The 6,089-nt window shown below is 34.6% G+C and carries 6 protein-coding genes; 2 read left to right on the top strand and 4 right to left on the bottom strand.

All coding sequences use genetic code 11. The annotated features are described in order from the left end of the window. Positions 1–54 precede the first annotated feature (54 nt). The 4 genes from F6K22_RS28205 to F6K22_RS28195 form a co-directional block, all read right to left on the bottom strand. Positions 55–255, bottom strand: coding sequence for a hypothetical protein (locus F6K22_RS28205; protein WP_293105722.1), 201 nt, complete (start codon positions 253–255; stop codon positions 55–57). 169 nt (positions 256–424) lie between these two features. Next, entirely contained in the window at positions 425–586 is a 162-nt protein-coding gene (locus F6K22_RS42540) for a zinc ribbon domain-containing protein (protein WP_363274615.1), read from the bottom strand. A gap of 5 nt (positions 587–591) precedes the next feature. Continuing rightward, positions 592–804: an IS200/IS605 family accessory protein TnpB-related protein gene (locus tag F6K22_RS28200; protein ID WP_293105720.1), complete on the bottom strand. Its 213-nt coding sequence runs from the start codon at positions 802–804 to the stop codon at positions 592–594. 342 nt (positions 805–1,146) lie between these two features. Beyond that, on the bottom strand, positions 1,147–1,293 hold the full coding sequence (locus tag F6K22_RS28195) for a hypothetical protein (RefSeq protein ID WP_293105718.1): 147 nt from the start codon (positions 1,291–1,293) through the stop codon (positions 1,147–1,149). A 1,012-nt stretch (positions 1,294–2,305) separates the two neighbouring features. Between F6K22_RS28195 and F6K22_RS28190 the strand changes: the two genes are divergently transcribed. Continuing rightward, positions 2,306–4,837: a mannose-1-phosphate guanyltransferase gene (locus F6K22_RS28190; protein ID WP_293105716.1), complete on the top strand. Its 2,532-nt coding sequence runs from the start codon at positions 2,306–2,308 to the stop codon at positions 4,835–4,837. A 330-nt stretch (positions 4,838–5,167) separates the two neighbouring features. Continuing rightward, on the top strand, positions 5,168–5,674 hold the full coding sequence (locus F6K22_RS28185) for a single-stranded DNA-binding protein (RefSeq protein WP_293105714.1): 507 nt from the start codon (positions 5,168–5,170) through the stop codon (positions 5,672–5,674). Positions 5,675–6,089 lie beyond the last annotated feature (415 nt).

The raw sequence follows: 6,089 nt of genomic DNA, 5'->3' as shown, positions 1-6,089 counted from the left end.
GAAGATTTTTCCTGATTTGGGGATAAAGTAGACTTTTTTTCAGACATTTTTCCTCTATCGTTTATCACCTTTAAGAGCTTTTGTAAAGTTCTTACGATAAGATTTGTTACCAATTAACAAAACAGGCCACAATATAGATAATAATAAACGGTTCTGAAAGCTTCTAGAAAAATTTGTCCGTTCAAATCCATTCCAGAACTTCCAGATTCCACCTCCGTATACAACCAGCAATAATAAGCTAATTAAGGTACCCATGGCACAAAAACTCTTACAAGATTACTTATTTTGGACACAGCCCGATAAAATTATTGAATTAATCTTAAAGTGAAGTTCTCTCTCGTTAAATTAGATATTATAACAGGAAGCTCACAAAACAGAGATCATTGAATCCTCGTTTGCTTAAGTTTCTTGTCTCACAGGCTGACTAATGTCTTAGGCCTCCACAAGCAGACAAGATGATACCCACCTCGTTTAATGCTTTATTTAATATGTTGATTGCTGCATTCTCGTCCCTATCTAAAACTGTTCCACATTTAGGACAATTCGGGAGTTCTAACTTACAAAGTTTTAGGTAATTTTTGACCACAATTACTACAATGCATGTGATGTATGATTCGGATTAACTGTAATTACATGAACACCGCGTTTAACCGCTACTGCATTCAATTTTTCAATAAAAGCACCCCAAGCTACATCATAAATTGATTTTGATAGTTTCGTGTTTCTAGCTAAACCTTTAATGTTGAGTTTTTCAACGGCAATCAAGTCATATTCTTTAACTAATTTATGAGCAGTAATACACATGAAAATCTTCTCGTTGCCTAGCAATATGTATTCAATTAATAATGAATAATGAATAATTAATAATGAAAGAAGGAATCTATAGCAATCCGCGCATAGGTTGCGGGTCATCAAAAACGTAGATAAAAAAACTGAAACTCCCGCCAGTTAAGTGTTCCCAGTTAAGTGTTCCCTAAAAGCGGTAAGGTTTTTATACCCAAAGAAAATAGGACTGCTATAATTATTCACCAATTATTAATTATTAGAAGTTTATTTAGTTAAATTAAATTCTGATAATTAATAATTATTAATTATCAACGTGCCTTTTTCCAGTTATTAGAACCAATTTCTTTTCTAGATACAATTCTATGCTTTCTTGCACTTATTAGATTGAGATTTTTTATAGAAATTAGGAACAGAAACAGTCTCACTAGTATTAGTAGTTAAAAATTCTTTCAAACCTACATCAATACCTACAGCAGTTTTGATATTGTCTGTAGAAATTAGACCCACCCCTTTAGTTCCCCTCCCGGGAGGGGATAGGGGTGGGTTATCCTCTAAACTAAAACTTACATAATAACCATCAGCGTCTTGAGTGCGTCTTACATTCTGGGGCTTCCCCAGAATTACGCACTCGCTTTTTTGGTTATAGTTGCAGTTTTGATAACACACTCACCTGGAATAGGTCTATGAACTATCACAGGAATAGCACCAAACCTTGTCGTAATTATTTGTTTTCCATCAAATTTAATTACTGATGAGTGAATGATTAACTCTACTAAAACAGAAAGACCTTAACTTGCCTGGTTTTTTAAATCTAGGTCGTCCTCCACGCTTACCAGTTTTATCAGGTATTAACCTTTCATGTCGGCTCAAGCGCCGAAACGTTTCCAGGCTTTATCTAGTCTTTGTAAGTTAATTTGCTGGACTTCGTATGGATATTTCCTTGTAATCGGGAAATAACTCTTTTGTCTGTTTAAGTGCTGATTGCTGAAAATAATAATCTGGTCTGCTAGGAATCTCACCAATAGGACATGATACTATTGAGCATCGGTCTATTTGACACCTAGTTCTGTTTAACCAGTCCAACCTTTGACCTAGGGCATAATTCCAATGTCTCCTTAGCAGCTAAGTGCCAATAATTGATTTTGACTGACTGTCCAGGAGTAGGCTTGATTTTATAGCAATAAGTAATTATCATAATTTTTATTATGGGCTTTACCGCTATATTATGTCAAGCAACTGTAACAAAAGTTTTAGGTATATTTATTCTCTTACTGTTCATATCGTATTTGTCACCAAATACCGAAAAAAAGTAATTACCTTTGAAATACTCCAGGGGAAATTTTTGTCAAAATAAATTGCCAAAATATTTATGAAAAATATTGTTTGGAAAACTATGGATCAAAAGCAAATGACTGGTTTTAACCTGTGGTTGACTCTAGTAAATCATTAAGTTAAAAAGAGTGTCAATTAGTCTGAATAAATTATAGATATAGAAAAAAATTTAACAAAGGAGTAAATTATGCGTGCGGTGTTAATGGCTGGAGGTTCAGGAACGCGACTCAGACCACTGACCTGCGATATTCCTAAACCAATGGTTCCAATTTTAAATCGTCCTATAGCTGAACATATTATTAATCTGTTAAAAAAACATCAAATTACGGAGATTATTGCCACTTTACATTATCTGCCTGATGTGATGCGTGAATATTTTCAAGATGGCAGTAAATTTGGAGTTCAAATGACATATTCTGTAGAAGAAGAACAACCTCTAGGAACTGCTGGTTGTGTGAAAAATATAGCACAACTTTTAGATGAAACATTCTTAGTAATTAGTGGAGATACAATTACAGATTTTGATTTAAGTGCAGCTATAGAATTTCATCAAAAACATAAGTCAAAAGCTACGTTAGTATTGACACGAGTTAACAACCCAATTGAATTTGGAGTAGTAATCACAGATGAAGAAAAAAGAATCAAAAGGTTTCTCGAAAAACCTTCTACAAGTGAAATATTTTCTGATACTGTCAATACAGGAACTTACATTTTAGAACCAGAAGTTTTAGATTATTTACCAGCCAATCAAGAATGTGATTTCTCTAAAGAATTATTTCCTGTATTGTTAGATAAAAATGAGCCAATGTATGGCTATGTGGCAGAAGGTTATTGGTGCGATGTTGGACATTTAGATGCTTATAGAGAAGCCCAATATGATGCACTTCAACACAAAGTAAAACTTGATTTGGTTTATGAAGAGCGATCGCCCAATTTCTGGATAGGAGAAAATACTTGTATTGACCCAACAGCTAAAATTGAGACACCAGTTTTAATTGGAGACAACTGTAGAATTGGTCCGAGAGTTCAGATTGAAGCAGGTAGTATTATTGGAGATAATGTAACAATTGCTGCAGATGCTGATGTAAAGCGCCCCATTGTTTGGAATGGCGCACTGGTGGGAGAGGATACAAATTTACGAGCTTGTGTAATTTGTCGAGGAACAAGGATAGATCGTCGTGCTCAAATATTGGAAGGTGCTGTAGTTGGTTCTTTATCTAGCGTGGGAGAGGAGGCTCAGATTAGTCCTAATGTCAGAGTATGGCCTAGTAAAAAAGTTGAATCTGGGGCGACTCTGAATATTAACTTGATTTGGGGTACAACTGCCCAGAGAAATTTGTTTGGGCAACGTGGGGTTCAGGGATTAGCAAATATTGATATTACTCCAGAATTTGCAGTTAAGTTAGGAGCTGCTTATGGCTCTATCTTAAAATTAGGTTCTACAGTATCAGTTTCTCGTGACCAACGTAATATATCTCGGATGGTTTCTCGATCTTTAATTGCTGGTTTAATGTCGGTGGGAATTAATGTAATAAATTTAGAATCTACTGCTATTCCCATTGCCAGAACAATTTTACCTACTATGAATTTAGTAGGTGGGGTTCATGTGCGTCTTTCTCCTAGTCGTTCCGATCAAATATTAATTGAAATCTTTGATTCTCAAGGAATTAATATTTCTAAAGCGAAAGAAAAAAAGATAGAAGGAGCATATTTTAAAGAAGATTTACGTCGAGTACAAATATCAGAAATTGGCAATATGGTTTATCGCCATGAAGTATTAGATGCTTATAGCAAAGGGTTTGAAAATCTTCTGAATTCTCAGGCAATTCGCTATAGTAAATCTAAGGTAGTAATTGACTATTGTTATGGTGTTTCGGGAGCAGTATTACCACAATTATTAACTAAATTTGGTTGTGATGCGGTAGTTCTAAATGCTAGTTTAAAGGAAACTTCTTTAGGACTCGAAGAAAGAGAAAATTTACTAGATCAATTAGGTAGGGTGGTAGAAGCTTTACAAGCTAATGTTGGAGTTCAGGTAACGGCAAATGGAGAACAACTAATATTAGTAGATGAAGCTGGTTCTCCTATTCGTGGTGAAATGTTAACTGCACTAATGATAAATCTAATGTTAACAGCTCATCCACGGAGTACAGTGGTGGTACCGATAAATGCTTCTGCAGCAGTAGAACAAATTGCTCGTCGTCATGATAGCCATGTGATTCGGACAAAAGCTAATCCTACAGCATTAATGGAAGCTTGCCAAATTAATCATAATGTGGTAATAGGAGGAAGTGGTGATATGGGATTTATTTTCCCGAAATTACATCCTGGCTTTGATGCTATGTTTTGCATCGCTAAAGTAATAGAAATGCTGACTATTCAAGAGCGATCATTAGGACAAATAACTGCAGATATTCCTTCTGTTACTCATCGCTATTATACAGTACGTTGTCCTTGGAAAGTAAAGGGAGCATTAATGCGGTATTTTGTAGAAACTAACCCGCCAGAAAAATTAGAGTTAACTGATGGGGTAAAGATTATTAATCATCAAGGTGATAATTGGGTGTTAATTTTACCTGACGCTGAAGAACCATTAGTGCATATTTATGCAGATAGTAATGATCGAGATTGGGTTGATAAAACTTTAAGAGATTATCGCAATATTATCCATGATTTTGTCAACCTATTTATGACAGGAAATCAGTTAGATGATTTATGATATTATATAGCAATCTTATTTGAGTTGTGAGATATTGTAAATTTTCAGGAAATAGAAAACAGAAAGTAATAAATTGAGCGCGAATTATTTAGGATAGCTATCTATATTTCTATTTAAGTTATGTCTAAAATATCCGCGTAATTAGGGAAAAGGTAACAGGAAAAAGCAGTATGAATTTGATGATTTTTATCTATATTTAGGATTAATTACAAATTCTTTGATTTGAGATATCCTCTATCTGGGAATAAGTAGAGATGAATATTCATAAAATCAAAGTTTATCTTCCTTTTGCCTTTGTTCAAAACAAATTAGTATTAGTCAAAAATTCAAATGAATAGCTGTATATTAATGGTACAAATTATCAAAGACCCAGAACTTCGCTACACAGCAGATGCTCAATTACCAGTAGTAGAAATGATGGTAGAATTTCCTAATATAGGAGTTGATAATAAACCAGGGGTACTAAAAGTAGTAGCATGGCGAGATTTAGCTCAACAAATCAACGAAAAATATCACGAAGGAGATTTCATAATTGTTGAAGGTCGCTTGAATATGAATACTATTGACCGACCAGAAGGTTTTAAAGAAAAACGAGCTGAATTAACTGCCTCCAGAATTTATCCTATTAGCCCTGAAGCTATGACTGAAGATGGGAATAAAACATACACAAAAAGACCCAATAATAACACTGTAACTCAACAAGAGCCCGAAGAACAAAACTATAATAATGTTGTAAATTTACAGTCTCGTCGTAGTTCCGCTGTTAATCAAGAATCAACTCCAAATTTTCGAGAGGAAGACTCACTACCCGACGATTCCGATCCTATACCTTTTTAATTTTTAACTGGTTATTTCAGTTATCATTTATCACTTACCAGTACCTCTGGCTGAACCCAGAGACTTCACATCAGGAATATTCTCTTTTTTTCTCCCCTATCCAAGGGGAGGCTTTAGACCTTTTTTTTGGGGTTGCACATTAAAGAATGATAATAGATTTTAAACTCTACATATTATTGAAGAAACAGTTATCCAAAAATATAGTCATTTAACTTTAGATTGACACAAAGCTTTCTTGCTATGAGGGAGTTTCAGACGAAAAAACGTCTCATCTTTAAGTTACAGCGATTTTCATATGAATAAACCACAATGAATAGAATCAACCCACGGCATCATCTTGAGTAATTTGAGCGATCGCTCAAATTGCAGTTTTCATCCTTGATAGACCACACTCTCCTCCAGAAACCCTAAGTAT

Origin of the sequence: Okeania sp. SIO2F4, from assembly GCF_010672385.1 — a bacterium.
In the GTDB taxonomy this organism is placed as follows: Bacteria; Cyanobacteriota; Cyanobacteriia; order Cyanobacteriales; family Microcoleaceae; genus Trichodesmium.
The sequence above is the reverse complement of the archived record's forward strand: the minus strand, read 5'-3'. Positions and strand labels throughout refer to the sequence as shown.

Bases quoted from the DNA above. Each gene is read 5' to 3' on its own strand.
- F6K22_RS28205 (WP_293105722.1), bottom strand. From the start codon at position 255: ATGGGTACCTTAATTAGCTTATTATTGCTGGTTGTATACGGAGGTGGA.
- F6K22_RS28200 (WP_293105720.1), bottom strand. From the start codon at position 804: ATGTGTATTACTGCTCATAAATTAGTTAAAGAATATGACTTGATTGCC.
- F6K22_RS28190 (WP_293105716.1), top strand. From the start codon at position 2,306: ATGCGTGCGGTGTTAATGGCTGGAGGTTCAGGAACGCGACTCAGACCA.
- F6K22_RS28185 (WP_293105714.1), top strand. From the start codon at position 5,168: ATGAATAGCTGTATATTAATGGTACAAATTATCAAAGACCCAGAACTT.